This window comes from Streptomyces sp. NPDC041135 (assembly GCF_055592085.1).
Genome location: NZ_JBVIYZ010000013.1, coordinates 138,399 through 157,192, shown reverse-complemented (window position 1 = coordinate 157,192; position 18,794 = coordinate 138,399). Strand labels below are relative to the sequence as shown.

General features: G+C 72.1%; 18 protein-coding genes and 1 rRNA gene. 16 read left to right on the top strand and 3 right to left on the bottom strand.

Going from position 1 to position 18,794, the window contains the following annotated elements:
• The 10 genes from rrf to ACZ6CZ_RS26840 form a co-directional block, all read left to right on the top strand.
• Positions 1 to 93 (top strand): 5S ribosomal RNA (rrf, locus tag ACZ6CZ_RS26885); the annotation flags it as partial.
• 60 nt (positions 94 to 153) lie between these two features.
• Positions 154 to 798: an HAD family hydrolase gene (locus ACZ6CZ_RS26880; RefSeq protein ID WP_469025995.1), complete on the top strand. Its 645-nt coding sequence runs from the start codon at positions 154 to 156 to the stop codon at positions 796 to 798.
• A 92-nt stretch (positions 799 to 890) separates the two neighbouring features.
• The gene (locus ACZ6CZ_RS26875) at positions 891 to 1,673 is read left to right on the top strand and encodes a VC0807 family protein (RefSeq protein ID WP_469025993.1); all 783 of its coding nucleotides are present in this window, start codon (positions 891 to 893) and stop codon (positions 1,671 to 1,673) included.
• An 87-nt stretch (positions 1,674 to 1,760) separates the two neighbouring features.
• Positions 1,761 to 2,990, top strand: a complete 1,230-nt coding sequence (locus ACZ6CZ_RS26870) for an MFS transporter (protein WP_469025991.1) — start codon at positions 1,761 to 1,763, stop codon at positions 2,988 to 2,990.
• Complete coding sequence (locus ACZ6CZ_RS26865; RefSeq protein ID WP_469025989.1) at positions 2,941 to 4,113, top strand: acetoin utilization protein AcuC; 1,173 nt, start codon at positions 2,941 to 2,943, stop codon at positions 4,111 to 4,113. Before ACZ6CZ_RS26870 ends, ACZ6CZ_RS26865 begins: the two co-directional genes overlap by 50 nt.
• A gap of 152 nt (positions 4,114 to 4,265) precedes the next feature.
• A complete protein-coding gene (locus ACZ6CZ_RS26860; protein ID WP_469025987.1) occupies positions 4,266 to 5,081 on the top strand; it encodes a phosphatase in 816 nt (271 codons plus the stop codon).
• A gap of 129 nt (positions 5,082 to 5,210) precedes the next feature.
• Complete coding sequence (locus tag ACZ6CZ_RS26855) at positions 5,211 to 5,423, top strand: helix-turn-helix domain-containing protein (protein WP_004984898.1); 213 nt, start codon at positions 5,211 to 5,213, stop codon at positions 5,421 to 5,423.
• 132 nt (positions 5,424 to 5,555) lie between these two features.
• Positions 5,556 to 5,654, top strand: coding sequence for a 30S ribosomal protein bS22 (locus ACZ6CZ_RS26850; RefSeq protein ID WP_003948845.1), 99 nt, complete (start codon positions 5,556 to 5,558; stop codon positions 5,652 to 5,654).
• Positions 5,655 to 5,875: 221 nt separating this feature from the next.
• Positions 5,876 to 6,937 (top strand): NAD-dependent epimerase/dehydratase family protein, encoded by a 1,062-nt coding sequence (locus ACZ6CZ_RS26845; protein WP_469025984.1) that lies wholly within the window; start codon positions 5,876 to 5,878, stop codon positions 6,935 to 6,937.
• Positions 6,938 to 6,968: 31 nt separating this feature from the next.
• The gene (locus tag ACZ6CZ_RS26840; protein ID WP_469025982.1) at positions 6,969 to 8,102 is read left to right on the top strand and encodes a lysophospholipid acyltransferase family protein; all 1,134 of its coding nucleotides are present in this window, start codon (positions 6,969 to 6,971) and stop codon (positions 8,100 to 8,102) included.
• 132 nt (positions 8,103 to 8,234) lie between these two features.
• Here ACZ6CZ_RS26840 and ACZ6CZ_RS26835 read toward each other — a convergent pair whose 3' ends face one another.
• The 3 genes from ACZ6CZ_RS26835 to ACZ6CZ_RS26825 form a co-directional block, all read right to left on the bottom strand.
• Positions 8,235 to 9,479, bottom strand: coding sequence for a DUF5667 domain-containing protein (locus tag ACZ6CZ_RS26835; protein WP_469025979.1), 1,245 nt, complete (start codon positions 9,477 to 9,479; stop codon positions 8,235 to 8,237).
• A gap of 245 nt (positions 9,480 to 9,724) precedes the next feature.
• Positions 9,725 to 10,504: an ECF subfamily RNA polymerase sigma factor, BldN family gene (locus ACZ6CZ_RS26830; RefSeq protein WP_469025976.1), complete on the bottom strand. Its 780-nt coding sequence runs from the start codon at positions 10,502 to 10,504 to the stop codon at positions 9,725 to 9,727.
• Between the two features lie 352 nt (positions 10,505 to 10,856).
• Positions 10,857 to 11,768 (bottom strand): HAD family hydrolase, encoded by a 912-nt coding sequence (locus tag ACZ6CZ_RS26825; protein WP_469025973.1) that lies wholly within the window; start codon positions 11,766 to 11,768, stop codon positions 10,857 to 10,859.
• Between the two features lie 117 nt (positions 11,769 to 11,885).
• Here ACZ6CZ_RS26825 and ACZ6CZ_RS26820 point away from each other — a divergent pair, with 117 nt between their 5' ends.
• The 6 genes from ACZ6CZ_RS26820 to ACZ6CZ_RS26795 all read left to right on the top strand — a co-directional run bounded on the left by ACZ6CZ_RS26820 (position 11,886) and on the right by ACZ6CZ_RS26795 (position 18,749).
• Positions 11,886 to 12,167, top strand: a complete 282-nt coding sequence (locus tag ACZ6CZ_RS26820; RefSeq protein ID WP_469025970.1) for a glutaredoxin family protein — start codon at positions 11,886 to 11,888, stop codon at positions 12,165 to 12,167.
• A 237-nt stretch (positions 12,168 to 12,404) separates the two neighbouring features.
• Entirely contained in the window at positions 12,405 to 13,169 is a 765-nt protein-coding gene (locus ACZ6CZ_RS26815; protein ID WP_469025968.1) for a redox-sensing transcriptional repressor Rex, read from the top strand.
• The gene (locus tag ACZ6CZ_RS26810) at positions 13,166 to 14,908 is read left to right on the top strand and encodes a glutamyl-tRNA reductase (protein ID WP_469025965.1); all 1,743 of its coding nucleotides are present in this window, start codon (positions 13,166 to 13,168) and stop codon (positions 14,906 to 14,908) included. The genes ACZ6CZ_RS26815 and ACZ6CZ_RS26810 overlap by 4 nt, the downstream gene beginning before the upstream one ends.
• Positions 14,905 to 15,900 carry a hydroxymethylbilane synthase gene (hemC, locus tag ACZ6CZ_RS26805; protein ID WP_469025962.1) on the top strand — a complete coding sequence of 332 codons (996 nt, stop codon included), beginning with the start codon at positions 14,905 to 14,907 and terminating at the stop codon, positions 15,898 to 15,900. Before ACZ6CZ_RS26810 ends, hemC begins: the two co-directional genes overlap by 4 nt.
• Positions 15,897 to 17,603: a bifunctional uroporphyrinogen-III C-methyltransferase/uroporphyrinogen-III synthase gene (locus tag ACZ6CZ_RS26800; RefSeq protein ID WP_469025959.1), complete on the top strand. Its 1,707-nt coding sequence runs from the start codon at positions 15,897 to 15,899 to the stop codon at positions 17,601 to 17,603. Before hemC ends, ACZ6CZ_RS26800 begins: the two co-directional genes overlap by 4 nt.
• Before the next feature lie 447 nt (positions 17,604 to 18,050).
• Positions 18,051 to 18,749, top strand: a complete 699-nt coding sequence (locus ACZ6CZ_RS26795) for a hypothetical protein (RefSeq protein WP_469025956.1) — start codon at positions 18,051 to 18,053, stop codon at positions 18,747 to 18,749.
• Positions 18,750 to 18,794: the final 45 nt, after the last annotated feature.

Genomic DNA, 18,794 nt, shown 5'->3' with positions numbered 1-18,794 from the left:
ACGCCCGGTTACATTCCGAACCCGGAAGCTAAGCCTCACAGCGCCGATGGTACTGCAGGGGGGACCCTGTGGGAGAGTAGGACACCGCCGAACAAATTGTGAGAAAACCCCGCATCGAAAGATGCGGGGTTTTCTGCGTTTAGGCTCGGTGGTATGCGCTATGACCTCATCATCTTCGACAACGACGGTGTCCTCGTGGACAGTGAGCCGATCTCCAACCGGCTGCTGGCCGCGTATCTGACCGAGCTGGGGCACCCCACGTCGTACGAGGACTCGGTCCGGGACTACATGGGGTCGGCGCTGCACCGGGTCCACGACCTGGTGCTGGAGCGGACCGGGCGGCGGCTGCCCGACGACTTCGACGACGTCTTCCACGCCCGCGTCTTCGCCGCGTTCGAGCGGGACCTGAAACCCGTGCCGGGCGTCACGGACGTGCTGGAGAAGCTGACGGCGGACGGGGTGCCGTACTGCGTGGCGTCGTCGGGGAGTCATGAGCGCATCCGGGTCGGGCACCGCACGACGGGACTCGACCGGTGGTTCGAGCAGTCCCGGGTCTTCAGCGCGCAGGACGTCGGACGGGGGAAGCCGGCGCCGGATCTCTTCCTGTACGCGGCCGAGCGGATGGGGGTGGCGCCGCAGCGGTGCGCGGTCGTCGAGGACAGCCCGCTGGGCGTACGGGCGGCCGTGGCGGCCGGGATGGACGTGTTCGCCTTCACCGCGATGACGCCGCCGGCCGGGCTCGCCGGTGCCACGCAACTCTTCGCGGACATGGGCCAGTTGGCTGACCTGCTGAGATGACCGGGGCCACGCCGCGACGCTGACAATTGTCATGCGGACCTCCGGACGATCGTGCCTACTGGCGGACCCCGCCCGCACGGGAAGCTGAGGGCATGACGACGAACACGGTGACCAAGGCCCGGACCACGACGAAGCAGAACGGCGCCCCGAGCGTGCTGGACAACTTCCGTCCGCTGATCGTGGACGTGGCGGTGCCCCTGGGTTCGTACTACCTCTTCAAGGACGCCTTCGGGATGAGCACCTTCGCGGCGCTCGCCTGGAGCAGCGTGGGACCGGCGCTGCGGACCGGGTGGAGCCTGGTGAAGGAGCGCACGGCCAACGGACTCGCCGGCGTCATCCTGGCCGTCAACGTCGTGTCGCTGCTGCTGAGCTTCGTCTCCGGCGACCCGCGGCTGCTCCTCGCCAAGGACAGCGGGGTGAGCAGCACGGTCGGCATCGGCATCCTCGTCTCCGTGGCGCTCGGCCGGCCGATGATGACGGCCGGGATGAAGCCCTTCCTGGTGAAGGGTGACGCGGCCAGGGAGGCCGCGTGGGCGCGGCTGGCGGCCGGTACCGCGGCCGCGTCGGCGGACTTCCGGCGCAAGGAGCGGACGTTCTCCGTGGTGTGGGGTGTGGTGCTGCTGGCCGAGTGCGTCCTGCGGATCGTGGGCGCGTACACCGTGCCGGTGGACACCATGGTGTGGCTCGGCTCGGTGGTGATGGTGGCCGCGATGGTGATCGGGTTCGTCGCCGGCGGCGCGCTGGCGGCCGGACCGATGGAGCGGATGCTGGGCGACGAGGTCAGCGCCCGGGCCGCCACCGAGACCGGCAGCTTCACCGAGGTCGAGGCGGAGGCCGGGTTCCCGGTGCACGCCGAGATCGTCACCGCCGCCTGAGACCGCGGTGGGACCGGCCGAAGGTGAGGGAAACTCATCTTTGGCCGGATCTACCCACAGGTAGCCCGGGGCCCTACGCTCGCCGCCATGACTGATGTGCTGCGGCGCGGCAGGGCCTCGCTGGCGTTCGGCTTCTTCGCCCAGGGCACCGCGTTCGCCCTGCTCGTGACGCGCATCCCGGCCGTCCAGGAGCGGTACGGCGTCTCCGACGCGCTGCTGCCGGTGTTCCTGGCCGCGGTGCCGGTCCTCGCCGGAGCGGGCAGCGTGACGACCGAGCAGCTGGTGAAGCGGATACCGCCCAGCCGGCTGCTGCGCTGGTCCCAGCCGGTGGTGCTGCTGGCGCTGCTCGGTGTCGGGGCGGGCCGCGGGCTGGCCGCGCTGGCGGTGGCGCTGGGGGTGTTCGGGCTGGCCGTCGGCGCGCTGGACGCCTCGATGAACATGCTCGGGGTGAGCCTGCAACGGACGTACGGGCGCAGCATCATGCTCGGCTTCCACGCCGTGTACAGCCTGGGCGGCATTCTCGGGGCGTCGCTGGCCTGGGCGGGGGCGCACTGGCAGCTGGCGCTGTGGGTGTCGTACCTGCCGGTGATCGCCGTGCTGCTGCCGGCGGTGCTGGTGGGCAGCCGGTGGTACGTGGACGCGGGTCCGGCGGCGGGGGCCGGCGGCGGGGCGGGGGGCGCCGGTGCCGGCAGTGGCGGGGGTGTGGTGTTCCGGCTGCTGCTGCCGCTGTGCCTGGTGATGACCTTCGCGTACATCGGGGACTCGACGGTCTCCAACTGGAGCGCGAAGTACCTGAAGGACGTGCTGGGCAGCTCGGAGCAGCTGGCGACGGTGCCGTACAACGTGTACATGGTGACGACGCTGGCCGGCCGGGCGATCGGGGACTTCGGGGTGCGGCGGTTCGGGGCGGTGGCGGTGGTGCGGCTGGGGTCGCTGGTGGCGGCGCTCGGGTTCGCGGTGGTGGCGTCGGCGCCGGGGGCGTGGGTGGGCATGCTCGGGTTCACCCTGCTGGGCCTGGGGCTGTGCGTGCTGGTGCCGCAGACCTTCGCCGCGGCGGGGCGGCTGTTCCCGGACGCGTCGGACGCGGCGGTGGCCCGGCTCAACATCTTCAACTACGTGGGTTTCCTGATCGGTTCGCCTCTGGTGGGCGCTCTCGGGGACGGCTGGAGCTACCGCGGGGCGATGCTCGTGCCGATGGTGCTGGTGCTGGTGACGTGGGGGTACGCCCGGTCGTTCGCCGCTCAACCGGACCGATACGGTGGCGGGCATGAGCGGCCGCGCACAGCTGATGTGGGACGAGGCAGTAACGGGCTATGACTTCGGCCCGGACCATCCGATGGACCCGGTCCGGCTGGAACTGACCCGGCGACTGGTGGGCGCGTTCGGGCTCGACCGGGAGGTGGCGGTCGTCGCGGCCCGCCCGGCCGGGGAGTCGACGCTGCGGCTGGTGCACCGGCAGGACTACATCGAGGCGGTCAAGGCGGCGTCGGCCGACCCGGGCTCGGCGGACGGGTCGTACGGGCTGGGCACGCCGGACGATCCGGCGTTCGCCGGGATGCACGAGGTCGCCGCGCTGATCGCCGGGCAGTCGGTGGGCGCGGCGGAGGCGGTCTGGCGGGGGGACGCGGAGCACGCGGTGAACTTCGCGGGCGGGCTGCACCACGCGATGCCGGGGTCCGCCTCCGGGTTCTGCGTCTACAACGACGCCGCGCTCGCCGTGGCGCGGCTGCTGGAGCTGGGCGCCGAGCGGGTCGCCTACGTGGACGTCGACGTGCACCACGGGGACGGGGTGCAGGCGGCGTTCTGGGAGGACCCGCGGGTGCTGACGATCTCGCTGCACGAGCATCCGCGGACCCTGTTCCCGCAGACCGGGTGGCCGCAGGAGACCGGGGCGGAGGGTGCCGAGGGGGCGGCCGTGAACCTGGCGCTGCCGGCCGGGACCGGGGACGCGGGCTGGGTGCGGGCGTTCCACGCGGTGGTGCCGGAGCTGCTGGCGCAGTTCCGGCCGCAGGTGCTGGTGACGCAGCACGGGGCCGACACCCACTTCGAGGACCCGCTGGCGCATCTCGCCGTGTCGCTGGACGCGCAGCGGGCGGTGCAGGCGGCCTGCCACGAGCTGGCGCACGAGTACGCCGGGGGGAAGTGGCTCGCGCTGGGCGGGGGCGGGTACGCGGTGGTGGACGTGGTGCCGCGGTCCTGGACGCATCTGGTGGGGATCGCGGCGGGGCGGCCGGTCGACCCGGCGGCGGAGATCCCGCAGGAGTGGCGGCAGGCGGTGTACGCGCGGACCCGGCAGCAGGGGCCGCGGCGGATGACCGATGGGCGGTGGCCGGTGGCGTACGCCGAATGGGAGGCGGGCTACGACCCCGCGGACCGGCTGGACCAGGCGGTGCTGGCGACCCGGCGGGCGGTGTTCCCGCTGCGCGGGCTGCTGGCCTGACGCGCGGGCCGCACCACGGGCAGGCGTCACGCGGGGAGCCGTGGCGCGGGCCGTTGGCGCGGGGGAGTCGTAGCGCCGGGTGTTGGGCCAACCGTGCGGTGTTTCCGGGGTTCTCGTCCCGCGTGCGGCGCCCGTGCGTCACCATCGCACCCGTGCTGACCCCCGGAACCCTGCGCGCGCATCTGCTGGCCGCCCGGCTGGCCGGGCCCGTGGCCACCTCGCGCGAGGAGAGCCTGCGCAGCTACCGGCTGTTCGCGGCCCGGGACCCCGGGGTGCTGATCGGGCTCGATCCCGTACGGCGCTGGTCGGTACGGGAACTGCTCGGGCTGATGGCGGACAAGTGCGGGGTTTCGGCCGATCCGGCGCACACGGCAGGGCATGATGTGATCGACCCGGAGCGGACTCTGACCGCGTTGGAGGCCTTCGCGGACCGGATCGGTGCCGCCGCCGGGCGCCGCGCCCCCGTGCTGCTGGGCACCGGGCACCCGCGGCGGCTGCTGGGCTTCTACGTCGCTCTGGCGGACGCCCTGTCGGCGGCGGGATGTGAAGTCCTCACCCCCGCGCAGGGTCTCTGTGTCGACATAACGACCCGGTTCGGTCTACGCACGCACCGCCTCGCCTACGTCCGGGGTGTCGGGTTGATGCGAGATCCGGAAGCCGAGCGCCCCGGTGGTGAGCCGGGCGCACACAGCCATTCACCACTGCCGGTTCGGACCGCGCTCGCCGCGGCCGCCGAAGCCGGAGGACCGCTGCCCGAGCTGGTGATCGGTGACCACGGATGGGTCTGCGGTGCAGGTCAGCTGGGGTTCGAGGCGATCGGGCCGGCGGATGTGAACGATCCCGCGCTGTTCGTGGGGGAGGCCGAGGGGTGCGTGTCGGTCGCCGTTCCGCTTGACGACGCCGTGCGCTCGGAGCACTACCGGCCACTGGCCCGCTACGTACTCAATCGGGCGTGTCTGTCACGGTAGGGCGCCGATGGATGCACCTCTTCCCCACTCGCATCACCCGCCCCTACATTGGGGAGTGAGCACGCAACGACGAAGAGTCACCGGAAGGGGAAGCCGGTGGCCGTCGAGTGCGGAAGGTTCAGGTGTGTCATGGCTGCAGCTGGCGAGAGGCCTCTGAACGAGGTTCAGTTCCTTACCGTGGCGGAGGTCGCCTCGGTGATGCGAGTGTCGAAGATGACCGTGTACCGGCTGGTGCACAGCGGTCATCTGCCCGCGATCCGGGTGGGGCGGTCCTTCCGCGTCCCGGAGCAAGCGGTTCACGAGTACCTCCGCGAGAGCTATGTGGGGGTGGAAACGGCCTGACGGCGATCGCCCGGTGAAGCCCCGGCTCCCTCGATTACGACCTCAGCGCTCGGGCGGGTAGGCTAGCCCCTCGTAGGTCGTATGGGCCCATGGCGCCCAGCACCGAGTGATGAGAAGTGAGCGAGGGTAGTCGTGGGCTCTGTTATCAAGAAGCGGCGCAAGCGGATGGCCAAGAAGAAGCACCGCAAGCTGCTCAAGCGCACGCGCGTTCAGCGTCGCAACAAGAAGTAAGCGGCGTCGCCAGAGCGTGTCCCTGTGGCCCCCCACCGAAGCGGTGGGGGGCCACAGCCGTTCACCGCCGCCCGCGGGTGATCCGATTTCGGCATATTCCGGATGGGGAATTCCCGCCGCTCCGCGCGTCGGGCGGTCATCACAGCGCAACACCGAACCGCTAGGTTGGCCGCACACGGGGAACGCGTGCGGGGACGAGGTGCGGAAGGAAGGCGCTGATCTTGGGCAAGGTCGTGCTCGTGACCGGAGCGGCCCGGCAGCTGGGAGGCCGTTTCGTCCGGCGGATCCAGCGTGACCCGGACGTCGACCGGGTGGTCGCGGTGGACGCGCTGCCGCCCGCCCACCATCTGGGCGGGGCCGACTTCATCCAGACCGACATCCGGCAGCCCACGATCGCCCGGGTGCTCGCCGAGACCGGCGCCGACACGGTCGTCCACCTCGACGTCACCGGCACCGCCCTGGGCAGCGGCAGCCGCACCGCGCTCAAGGAGACCAACGTCATCGGCACCATGCAGCTGCTCGGTGCCTGCCAGAAGTCACCGGCCGTGCAGCGCCTGGTGGTGAAGTCCAGCACCAACGTCTACGGCTCCGCGCCCCGCGACCCGGCCGTGTTCACCGAGACCACCCCGCCCAAGTCGCTGCCCAGCGGCGGCTTCGCCAAGGACGCCGTCGAAGTCGAGGGGTACGTACGGGGCTTCGCGCGCCGCCGGCCCGACGTGGCCGTGTGCGTGCTGCGGTTCGCCAACATCCTCGGCCCCGCCGCGGAGACCCCGCTCGCCGCCTACTTCCGGCTGCCCGTCCTGCCGACCGTGCTCGGCTACGACCCGCGGCTGCAGTTCGTGCACGAGGACGACGTCGTCGAGGTGCTGCGGATCGCCTCCCGCGAGCCCCGGCGCGGAACGCTCAACAGCGGCACCTTCAACATCGCCGGCGACGGTGTCCTGCTGCTCTCGCAGTGCTCGCGGCGCCTGGGCCGCCCCACGGTGCCCCTGCTGCTGCCCGCGGTCACCTGGGCCGGGTCCCTGGTGCGTACGCTCGGTATGACGGACTTCTCGCCCGAGCAGATCCGGCTGCTCACCCACGGCCGGGTGGTGGCCACGGACCAGATGCGCGAGACGCTGGGGTTCCAGCCCTCCCGCACGACGGCGGAGACCTTCGCGGACTTCGTGCGCAGCCAGGGCCAGGGGCTGCTGCCGCCGCAGGCCGTGGCGGCGGCGGTGGACCGGGTCGCCGCGCTGCCCGCCCTGGGCGGCGGCCACCGCCCGACGCAGAGCGCCAACTGAACCAGAGCGGCAACCGAGGAGCGCAGCAACGATGGCGGACGCCAAGGTCATTCCGTTCGACGACGACCGGTCCCGCGGCAGCGCCGTGCAGCGGCCGCAGCGGCGCCGCGGCGCGGGCGGCCGGCGCAAGGGCGGCGAGCCCGCGGTGGTGCGTGAGGTCCAGCCCCTGCCGGGCACGGGACCGGAGCGCGACGATGCCCCGGTGGACACGGACGCCGCGAACGCCGCGGCCCCCCGCCCCGGGGACGGGCGCCCCGAGGGCACCGGCCGCCCGGACAGCGGCCGCGTGGACGCGGGCGCCGGGGAGGCGGGACCGGCGGGCGACGGGGGCCTGGAGCGGCGCGTGGCGGCCGGTCTGGCGTTCCTGCGCCGCCGCCTGACCGGTGACTACGACGTCGACGACTTCGGCTACGACGAGGAGCTGACCGACCAGGTCCTGATGTCGCTGCTGCGCCCGGTGTACGAGAAGTACTTCCGGGTCGAGGTGAAGGGCGTCGAGAACATCCCGGCCGAGGGCGGCGCGCTGATCGTCGCCAACCACTCCGGCACACTGCCGCTGGACGGCCTGATGATGCAGGTCGCCGTGCACGACCACCACCCGGCGGACCGCCATCTGCGGCTCCTCGCGGCCGACCTGGTGTTCGTGCTGCCGGTCGTCAACGAGCTGGCGCGCAAACTGGGGCACACCCTGGCGTGCGCGGAGGACGCCGAACGGCTGCTGGCGCAGGGCGAGCTGGTCGGGGTGATGCCGGAGGGCTTCAAGGGCATCGGCAAGCCGTTCAGCGAGCGGTACAAGCTCCAGCGGTTCGGCCGGGGCGGCTTCGTCTCGACCGCGCTGCGCCAGGGCGCGCCGATCGTGCCGTGCTCGATCGTCGGCGCCGAGGAGATCTACCCGATGCTCGGCAACGCCAGGACCCTGGCCCGGCTGCTGGGCTTCCCGTACTTCCCGCTGACCCCCACCTTCCCGTGGCTGGGCCCGCTGGGGGCGGTTCCGCTGCCGACGAAGTGGACGATCCAGTTCGGTGAGCCGATCCGCACGGACGGCTACCCGCCGGAGGCGGCGGAGGACCCGATGCTGATGTTCAACCTGACCGACCAGGTCCGCGAACAGATCCAGCACACGCTGTACAAGCTGCTGGTGCAGCGCCGCTCGGTGTTCTTCTAGCGCCCGGGGTCCTTCTGACAGCCTGAAGCCTGACAGCGGCCGGTCCTCTCCGGCCCGGGCGCGCCGGTGGGCGTACGGCGGCGGGGGCGCCCTCCGCCTGGAGGACGCCCCCGCCGCCGTACCGCGGAACCGCTAGGGCCGTTCGTCGAGGTCCTCGCCGTTGATGCCCAGGCCTGGCAGGAGGCCCGGCAGGAGCGGCGGGACGGTGACGTCCGGACGGGTCGGCTCGGTCCGGCCGTCGGACGGGGAGGCGCTGCCGGTGCCGGTCCTCGGCGGGTCGAGCAGACCGCCCGTGCCGCCCCCGATCAGGCTGTCGTCACTGCTGCCGGAGGCGGAGCCGCTGGGGCTGCCGCTGCCGGTGTGCTTGCCGGAGGAGGGGGTGTCGCCGGTGGACGGCCGGGTCGACCGGTGGTCGCCTGAGCTGCTGCCGGACGCCGGGTCGGAGCCCTGTGGCCTGCTGCCGCCGCCGCTCGGGGCGGGTGGCTGCGGCAGCAGCGACTGGAGCGGGGCGACCTCTTCGTCTATGGCGTCGAAGACCGACGAGACCTGCTGACTGACGTCTCCGAGCTGGACGGGCAGCTTCTCCCGCAGCGCGCCCCAGACCTCCCGGTGGGACCGGGAGAAGGTGTCGAGGGCCTGGATGGGGCCCAGGGACCCGGGGTCGCGCTCGTAGGCCGCGTGCAGCAGGCGGTGTCCCTCGACGACGTCGTGCTGCATCCCGGTGAGGGTGCGGCGGATCTCGCGGATGGACTCGTGGTCCAGATGGCCGCCGCGGCCCCGGTCCAGCAGCCTGCGGGCCTCGCTCAGCCGGGTGGAGGCCTGGTCGAGGTAGGTCTGGCCGCGCTCGTCGTCACCGTCGCTCAGGTGGTTGAGCCTGAAGTCCTCGATGCCGCGTTTCAGCCCGTACAGCGAATCGCCGGGCAGCGCGTCGGAGCTGGCGGCGGCTACTCCGCCGAAGGCTCCGGCGGCCACGCCGACGCTCAGGCCGCCCGCCGCGAGCCCCTTGGTCAGCCTCGACCGCGGTCGCAGCTTGCCCAGTGTGCTCGCCCGGTGCGCGCCCCGGCCGTGGGTGCGCTGCTCGGGTACCGGCGCCTCCGCCGCCCCGCCCAGGGTGCCCTCCTGGAGCATGGCCTCCATCGCGGCCACCAGCTGGGCCCGCTGGACGACCTTGACCTCCGGGTCGAGCTGCGGCTTGGGCAGCGCGCCGAGACCCGCGGTGAGGGTCAGCAGTTCGCCCTGCTCGGACCGTTCCGCGGTGACCGGCGGGGCTTCCGCCGGCGGTGCGGACTGCTCAGCCGCCGTGTCCCGGTCGGACTGCTCCTCCAGGGCCTGGGCGAAGGCGTTCGCCCGCCGGTGCGCCGATACGTTCGCGATCACTGGCGGCACCTCCTCTCGTCATGACGGTCGACTCCCCAGGGGGTCCTGAGGGTTGCACGCCCGCGACCACTTCACACGATCGAGCGATCAGGGTCGGCCAGGACGTGACCACAGGGAGCCTGTATCCCGCACAACGACTGGCGCGGCACTTGGGTTACGGACGGCGGATGAACGGATCGGAAACGCAACCCGCGCCGACGCGGCGCCAGTTGGCGCCGCCCGGTCGGCGGCCGCCCGGCCGGGGCTCAGCGCACGTCGTCCGGCAGGAGCCGGGCGAGGGTGCGCACGGCCCGGTACTGGAGGGTCTTGATGGCGCCCTCGTTCTTGCCCATCACCCGGGCGGTCTCGGCGACCGAGAGGCCCTGGAGGAAGCGGAGCGTCACGCACTCCTGCTGCTGCGGGTTCAGCCGCCGTACGGCGTCCAGCAGGGCGGCGTTGGAGAGGTGCTCCAGGACGGAGTCCTCCGGGGAGCGCTCGACCTCGTTGGCGTCCAGCATCTCGCCGGTGGTGACCTCGAGGCGGAAGCGGCTGGACTTGAAGTGGTCGGCGACCAGGTTGCGGGCGATCGTGACCAGCCAGGCGCCGAAGTCGCGGCCCTGCCAGGTGAACGTGCCGATGCGGCGCAGGGCGCGCAGGAACGTCTCGCTGGTGAGGTCCTCGGCGGTGGCCTTGCCGTTCACCCGGTAGTAGATGTACCGGTACACCGTGTCGCTGTACTGGTCGTAGAGGCGGCCGAAGGCCTCGGCCTCGCCGGCCTGGGCACGTTCGACGAGGTCCATCATCCGGGCGCTGTCGCTGTCGGCGGCTGGCCGGCGGTGGGTGGTCGCGCCGGTGGCGCGCCCTCGTCTGCCGACCGCGGCGCTGCCGTCGGCCAGTGCGTAGCACGGGCCGACGGGCGCGGCGGTGGCGAAGGCGGGGCCGGCGTACGCGGGGGGGACCAATTCGCGCAACATGTCTTGCACCGTTGCGACCGTTGCGCGCAGCGTAGCCAGGCCCGAGGCGTCAACCCCGACGTGTGGGTACACGGGACTCCCAGAGGCAGAGCTTCCATCACGAGCAGTGCGGAACCGTTCACCCGTCGTAGCGACGGAGGGGTACCGGTATGCGTCTGAGGAGAATAACGCTTCGTGCAGGCACTGCTACACCCAGTTGCTCAAATCTGCGATTACGTCGCTTCCGCAACCGAATGACACCGCTTCAAGTGCCTAAGAGTGATCGCTTATTGATCGGAAAAGCACGTGTTCCGGCGAACTGGGGCGTGTTGGGGGTCGGGTGGGGTATCTCACTCCGACCCGTGTTCGAGCGTCCGGGTCACCGGCCGCGCCGGGGCGGTGCCGGGCGTGGCGGTGCGGCGCGGGCCGGTTCGCGTACCCGCTGTCACCGGCGGCGGCGGTGCAGGGCGATCGCGGCCGCCGTGCCGCCCGCCACCGCGCCCACGCCCGCCGCGGCCGGGATGCCGACCTTCGCCGCCTTGCGGCCGGTGCGGTAGTCCCGCAGCCGCCAGTCCTGCTCGCGCGCGTGCCGGCGCAGCTTGGCGTCGGGGTTGATCGCGTAGGGGTGGCCGACCAGCGACAGCATCGGGATGTCGTTGTGGGAGTCGCTGTAGGCGGCGCAGCGCGACAGGTCGAGGCCCTCCGCCGCGGCCAGCGCCCGTACCGCCTCCGCCTTCGCGGGGCCGTGCAGCGGCTCGCCGACCAGCTTGCCCGTGTAGATGCCGCCGACCGACTCGGCGACCGTGCCGAGCGCGCCGGTCAGACCCAGGCGGCGGGCGATGACCTGGGCGATCTCCACCGGGGCCGCCGTGACCAGCCACACCTTCTGGCCCGCGTCCAGGTGGGCCTGGGCCAGCGCCCGGGTGCCCGGCCAGATCCGCTCGGCCATGTACTCGTCGTAGATCTCCTCGCCGATCGAGCGCAGCTCGGCGACCCGGTGGCCCTTGACGATGGACAGCGCCGAGTCGCGCGCCTCCTGCATGTGCTCGGGGTCCTCGACCCCGGCCAGCCGGAACCAGGCCTGCTGCCAGGCGAACCGGGCCAGGTCGCGGGTCTGGAAGAACTTCCGCTTGTACAGGCCCCGGCCGAAGTGGAACAGGGCGGCGCCCTGCATCACGGTGTTGTCCAGGTCGAAGAAGGCGGCGGCCTCCTCGTCGCCGAGCACCGGGAACACCGGCTCGGGGGCGGGGGCCTCCTGCGAGGACTTGCGCGCTGCCTCCGCCGAAGCCTCGCCTGCCAACACGCTCCGCGCCGTGGCGGAGCGCCTACGGGGAGTGAGCCATCCGAGAGCGGCCATGGCGTGAGCATAGCCAGTCCGTATGGCGGTTCCGGAGCCGAGCGGCCGGGAGCCTGTGAACTCTCCGCGACCGGTTCGTTAAGGATCCGGTCCGGCCCGGACACCGCTCGCGCGAGAATGGCCGGTATGAGTCCCCTTTTCCGACGCAGGACCACCGCCCGGGAGCGGTCGGTCACCCTCGTCCGCAAGCCCGGCTGCCACCTGTGCGACGACGCGCAGCGCGTGATCGAGAAAGTCTGCGGCGACCTCGGCGTGCCGTGGGAGTCCCGGGACATCACCGACGACCGGGAGCTGTACGACCGCTACTGGGAGCAGATCCCGGTCGTCCTGGTCGACGGCGAGCAGCACACGTTCTGGCGGGTCAATGAGGAGCGGCTGCGCAAGGCACTGACCGACTAGTGCAAATGGCCGGGAACGTCGCTTAGGATCGATGGCGGCCCGGTCCCGGGGGGCGGTATTCACGAGGAGTGTGTGGCGGTTTTGCCCCCAGTGATGAAGCGCGTGACCCCGGTCACGTTGGCCGGGCAAATCGGACACCGTCTTTGTGCACGCGTTCACAAAGACATAGCCTGCAAGAGACGGGGCGGTCCAGGGACGTGTGACCGCCTGCAGCCCCGCTCTACCCGCAGGAGCACCGTGGCAACTGGCCGAACTCACCGACCGGCGACCCGTAGCCGAGGAATTCCCGAGGCCACCGTCGCCCGGCTTCCGCTGTACCTCCGCGCCCTCACCGCTCTGTCGGAACGCTCGGTCCCCACGGTCTCCTCCGAGGAGCTGGCCGCGGCGGCGGGCGTCAACTCCGCCAAGCTGCGCAAGGACTTCTCCTACCTCGGTTCCTACGGCACCCGCGGTGTCGGCTACGACGTCGAGTACCTCGTCTACCAGATCTCCCGCGAGCTGGGCCTGACCCAGGACTGGCCGGTAGTGATCGTCGGTATCGGCAACCTCGGCGCCGCCCTGGCCAACTACGGCGGCTTCGCCTCCCGCGGCTTCCGGGTCGCCGCGCTGATCGACGCCGACCCCGCGATGGCCGGCAAGCCGGTCGCCGGCATCCCCGTGCAGCACACCGACGAACTCGAGAAGATCATCGAGGACAACGGCGTCTCCATCGGTGTGATCGCCACGCCCGCGGGCGCCGCCCAGCAGGTCTGCGACCGCCTGGTGGCCGCCGGGGTCACGTCCATCCTGAACTTCGCGCCGACCGTGCTGTCCGTCCCCGAGGGCGTCGACGTGCGCAAGGTCGACCTCTCCATCGAGTTGCAGATCCTCGCCTTCCACGAGCAGCGCAAGGCCGGCGAGGAGAGCGCCGCCGGCAACGGCGCGCTGCCCGCCGCCACCGCCCGCAAGGCCGCCGCCGACCAGGGACCCGACGGGGACGTACCCGCCGTGATGCCGGCATGAGTCTCCTCGTCGTCGGGCTGAGCCACCGCAGCGCCCCGGTCAGCGTGCTGGAGCGGGCCGCGCTGAGCGCGGACGCCCAGGCCAAGCTGGTGCACGACACGCTCGCCGCCGAACCGGCCACCGAGGCCGCGGTGCTCGCCACCTGCAACCGCATCGAGCTGTACGCCGACGTGGACAAGTTCCACGCCGGTGTCGCCGAGCTGTCCACACTGCTCGCCCAGCACAGCGGGGTCGGCCTCGAGGAGCTGACTCCTTATCTCTACGTGCACTACGAGGACCGGGCCGTCCACCACCTGTTCTCGGTGGCCTGCGGGCTGGACTCGATGGTCGTCGGCGAGGGCCAGATCCTCGGCCAGATCAAGGACTCGCTGGCCAGGGCGCAGGAGCTGCACACCGCCGGACGCCTGCTGAACGACCTGTTCCAGCAGGCGCTGCGGGTCGGCAAGCGGGCCCACTCCGAGACCGGCATCGACCGCGCCGGGCAGTCCCTGGTCACCTTCGGCCTGGAGCAGCTGGCCGCGGGCGCCGACGTAAGGCGCTGGGCGGACGGCAAGAAGGCGCTGGTCATCGGCGCCGGTTCGATGTCCTCGCTGGCCGCGGCGACGCTGGCGCGCGCCGGGATCGGCGAGATCGTCGTCGCCAACCGCACCTTCGACCGCGCCGAGCGCCTGGCCCGCATCCTCACCGAGGGCGACGACACGGACGTGAGCGCCCGCGCGGTGCCGATGGACGCGGTACCGGCCGAACTGACACGTGCCGACGTGGTCGTCTCCTGTACCGGGGCGACCGGGCTGGTGCTGGACGCCGGGACGGTCGCGGCCGCGGCCGGGGGCCGTACCGGACAGCCGGTCGCCCCGGCCGCCGGCCACCACCCCGCCGACGCCGACGGCAGCGCGCGTACGGCCGCCGCCGCGGGCGGGACGCGGACCGCCGCGCAGCCCGCCGGCGCCGACGACACCTGCCCGCTGGACCTGGCCGCCGTGCCGGACACCACCGGCTTCTCCGTCCTGGGGGAGGCCGCGGTGGCCGGGATGGACGCGGCCACCCTGGAGCAGCACGGGGCCTGGGCCGCCGCCACCACCGTGGACCGCCGCGAGGCCGCCCGCCGCGGCCCGGAGGCCGACGCCGAGCTGATCGGCGCGCTGGCCGCGGCCGCCGCCGGTGCGGGCCGCATCCCCGAGCGCCGCAAGCCCGAGCCGGTCGCCGGCCTCCCGCGCCCGGCGCCGGTGCTGTTCCTGCTCGACCTCGCCATGCCCCGCGACATCGACGCGGCCGTGCACCGGCTGGCCGGGGTGCGGCTGGTGGACATCGAGTCCCTCGCCGAGGCCTCCGCCGACGCCCCGATGGCGGCCGACGTGGACCTGGTCCGGCGGATCGTCTCCGACGAGGTCACGGCGTTCGGGGCGGCCCAGCGGGCGGCGCACATCACGCCGACCGTCGTCGCCCTGCGCACCATGGCCGCCGACGTCGTGGCCGGTGAGATCGCCCGGCTCGACGGACGCCTGCCCGACCTGGACGAACGCCAGCGCGGCGAGATCCGCCAGGCCGTGCACCGCGTCGTCGACAAGCTGCTGCACGCGCCGACCGTACGGGTCAAGCAGCTCGCGGCCGAGCCCGGCGGCGCCGGGTACGCGGACGCGCTGCGCACCCTGTTCGACCTGGACCCCGAGACGGTGGCCTCCGTCTCCCGGGCCGGGGAAAGCACCGAGAACCAGGCCAAGAACCGAGGGCCAGCATGAGTACCAAGGCACTGAGACTGGGGACCAGGCGAAGCCAACTCGCCATGGCCCAGTCCGGGCAGGTGGCGGACGCCGTGAGCCAGGTGACCGGACGGCCCGTCGAGCTCGTCGAGATCACCACCTACGGCGACACCTCCCGCGAGCACCTCGCGCAGATCGGCGGCACCGGCGTGTTCGTCACGGCGCTGCGCGACGCCGTGCTGCGCGGTGAGGTCGACTTCGCGGTTCATTCGCTCAAGGACCTGCCGACCACGCAGCCCGAGGAGCTGGTCCTGGCCGCCGTACCGGTGCGCGAGGACCCGCGGGACGTGCTGGTCGCGCGGGACGCCCTGAAGTTCACCGACCTGCCGCGCGGCGCCCGGATAGGCACCGGCTCCCCGCGCCGCACGGCCCAGCTGAACGCGTACGCGCGCGGCCACGGGCTGGACATCGAGACGGTCCCGATCCGGGGCAACGTCGACACGCGGATCGGATACGTCCGCGACGGCGAACTGGACGCGGTCGTGCTGGCCGCGGCCGGCCTGAACCGCATCGGCCGGATCGACGAGGTGACCGACTTCCTGTCGGTCGACACGGTTCTGCCCGCCCCCGGCCAGGGGGCACTGGCGATCGAGTGCGCGGCGGACGCCGCGGACCTGATCGCGTCGCTCGGCGAACTCGACGACCCCTTCACCCGGGTCGCCGTCACCGCCGAAAGGTCACTGCTCGCCGCCCTGGAAGCCGGTTGCAGCGCCCCGGTGGGCGCCTTGGCCGACCTTCCCCCCTTCTCCGCTCCGCTGGAGCGGGGGGACGTCCGGGCCGACGGGCAGACTGTCAAGGAAATGCGCCTGCGCGGCGTCGTCGGCACGACCGACGGCACCCGCATGGTGCAGCTGTCCACCACCGGTGTCGTGCCCGAGACGTACGAGCAGGCAACAGCACTCGGTCGCGAACTCGCCACCGAGATGCTCGCCCAGGGCGCGGCCGGTCTGATGGGGGAGCGAGCACAGTGAGCCCCACCACTCTTCCCGCCGGTCCGGAGCACGGGCACGTCACCTTCCTGGGTGCCGGACCCGGGGATCCGGGACTACTGACTCTGCGTGCCGTGGAGGCACTGTCGAACGCGGACGTCCTGGTCGCCGAGCACGACGTGCTCGACGTGATCCGGACGCACGCCCGGCAGAGCGTCTCCGTCGTGCGGACGGACGCGGACTCCTCGTCGGGTCCGCTTCCGGGCACGGGCACGCCCCAGCTCACGGTTGTTGACGGCGCGTCAAAAACCGCTGCTGTCCCCGCCGTGCGGGATGCCGCTCATCTTGTCATGGAGGCCGCGCGGGGCGGCAGGCGGGTCGTGCGTGCCGTGTCCGGGGACCCCGGACTGGATACGTACGCGGCCGGGGAAATGCTCGCCTGCGCCGCCGCCGGGGTGCCCTTCGAGGTGGTGCCCGGGGTCGCGGCCGCGGTCGGCGTGCCCGCCTACGCGGGAGTGCCGCTGCGGGACGCGCAGGGCGCGGACGTCCGGTTCGTCGACGCCCGCACGGCCTCGGACCGCTGCTGGACCGAGGTGGGCGCCTCCGACGGCACTGTCGTGGTGTCCACCACGCTGGACTCGGTGGCCGCGGCCGCCGGTGAGCTGGTGGCCGCCGGCCGCAAGCCGGACACCCCGCTGACGGTGACCGTCGCCGGTACGACGACCCGGCAGCGCACCTGGACCGCCACCCTCGGCACGATCGCGCAGACGCTGAAGCAGGCCAAGGTGCTGCCGTCCCCCGACGGCGGACGCCCGGTGATAGCCGTGGTCGGTGAGCGCTCCGCCGCCGCCCGCCGCGACCAGCTGTCGTGGTTCGAGTCCAAGCCTCTGTTCGGCTGGAAGGTCCTCGTGCCGCGCACGAAGGAGCAGGCGGCTTCGCTCTCCGACCAGCTGCGGTCCTACGGGGCCGTGCCGCACGAGGTGCCGACCATCGCCGTCGAACCGCCGCGTACGCCCCAGCAGATGGAGCGGGCCGTCAAGGGCCTGGTGACCGGCCGCTACGAGTGGATCGCGTTCACCTCGGTCAACGCGGTCAAGGCGGTCCGCGAGAAGTTCGAGGAATACGGCCTCGACGCCCGCGCCTTCGCCGGGATCAAGGTCGCCGCGGTCGGCGAGCAGACCGCCAGGGCGCTGATCGCCTTCGGCGTGAAGCCGGACCTGGTGCCCAGCGGCGAGCAGTCGGCCGCGGGCCTGCTGGAGGACTGGCCGCCCTACGACCCGGTCTTCGACCCGATCGACCGCGTCTTCCTGCCGCGCGCCGACATCGCCACGGAGACCCTGGTCGCCGGGCTGATCGAGCTGGGCTGGGAGGTCGACGACGTCACCGCCTACCGGACGGTGCGCGCCTCGCCGCCGCCGGCGGAGACGCGCGAGGCGATCAAGGGCGGCGGTTTCGACGCCGTGCTGTTCACCTCGTCCTCGACCGTGCGGAACCTGGTGGGCATCGCCGGCAAGCCGCACAACGTCACGGTGATCGCCTGCATCGGCCCGGCGACGGCCAAGACCGCCGAGGAACACGGTCTGCGGGTCGACGTCATGGCACCGGAGCCGTCGGTGCACAAGCTGGCGGAGGCCCTGGCCGACTTCGGCATGAAGCGCCGCGCCGCGGCCCTGGAGGCCGGCGACCCCGTCACCCGCCCCAGCGAACGCCGTCCCGGCGCCCGCAGACGCCGCTCGACGACCTGAGCGGACGGCTACGACGCCCGCAGGGGGCGCCCCGTGAATCGGGGCGCCCCCTGCGGCGTAATCGATCGACCTAGCCGACTCTCCACCCCGTCGGCACCTTCCGCGCACGCCTTCTGTCGCTCCCGACTGGAAGTGGCAGAAGGGAAAGGTTTTCAACCTCACGTCAGACCGATACTCTCCCTGAGAAGGAGCCTTCTCAGGCGTTGGTATCTGTAAGGCTTGTTCGGGGGAGGCGGATCTACTACTGTGGTTAGTGGGCGCCGAGTCGAAGCGACTTGGTCGGCCCTAACTCCAGAAACAGTTGTGCCCCCGATCCGCCTGAATCGGGCGGGCGGATCGAGGGTCACAACCAAGCACTGCCATGGGCTGTGTGCAATGCAGTGACAGTGATCCAAGGCTTACTCGAGAGACCCTACCACAGGCGGGTCGCGGGCGAAAGGACGCGTGATGACGCTGATCGATGGTGGGGCGAGCGAGGATGACCGGTTAATCCAGGCCATCTCTCCGGAGCGGTTTCAGCCCTTCCTGCACAAGTGCGGAGGTGACCGCGTCCGTGCACTTCGGTTGTACGCCTGGGACTCGGAGGTGGCCCGGGCTCTGCAGAGTCCCTTGCGGGACTTGGAGGTGAGCCTGCGCAACCGTCTCCACCGCCAGCTCGTCGGCAAGCACGGTCAGGAGGCGTGGTGGGACGTGCCGAAGGCCCGGCCCAACTACAAGGGCCTGGACATGCTGGATCGGGCGCGGGACACCCTCGAGGACAGGCGGCCGTACCGCCCGTTCGGACCCTCCGACATCGTGGCGCAGCTGTCGTTTGGCTTCTGGGTAGGTCTGCTCGGGCGTGGTGGCCGTGACAACTACGAGATGAAGTACTGGAACTCCTCGCTCCGGCACGTGTTCAGAGAGCACCGCGGTGGTCGGGCCGACCTGTACGAGCAGTTCAAGTTCATGTTGACGCTGCGGAACCGCATCGCGCACCACGAGTGCGTCTTCCAGCGGCATCTGGAGCAGGACCTGGAGACCGCGCTGAGGCTGCTGCGGCACGTCTCTCCGGAGATGGCCGACCGGCACGAGAAATACGGGCAGGTGCCGCAGGTGCTCGCGCGTCGGAGGGCGGTGCTCGCCGGTACCGAGCCGATGCGGCTGTGAGGCGCGCCTTCCCGGCGGCTGCGGCCGTCGGGAAGGGAATGCCGT